The sequence below is a fragment of the Xenorhabdus littoralis genome (assembly GCF_033949345.1).
In the GTDB taxonomy this organism is placed as follows: domain Bacteria; phylum Pseudomonadota; class Gammaproteobacteria; order Enterobacterales; family Enterobacteriaceae; genus Xenorhabdus; species Xenorhabdus littoralis.
In genome coordinates this window covers 1-272 of record NZ_VCDP01000313.1, presented here as the reverse complement: position 1 = coordinate 272, position 272 = coordinate 1, and the positions used below count along the sequence as shown (strand labels likewise).

Here is a 272-nt window from a genome sequence, read left to right as displayed (position 1 = left end):
TGCTTCTAAGCCAACATCCTAGTTGTCTAAGCAACTCCACATCCTTTTCCACTTAATACACACTTTGGGACCTTAGCTGGCGATCTGGGCTGTTTCCCTCTTGACTACGGATCTTATCACTCGCAGTCTGACTCCTAAGGATAAGTCATTGGCATTCGGAGTTTGACTGAATTCGGTAATCCGATGAGGACCCCTAGTTCAATCAGTGCTCTACCTCCAAGACTCTTACACTTAAGGCTAGCCCTAAAGCTATTTCGGGGAGAACCAGCTAT

Annotated in this window: 1 rRNA gene; it reads right to left on the bottom strand. The window is 46.3% G+C overall.

Annotated features, from left to right (window positions below):
• Positions 1-272, bottom strand: a 23S ribosomal RNA gene (locus FE394_RS19715); the annotation flags it as partial.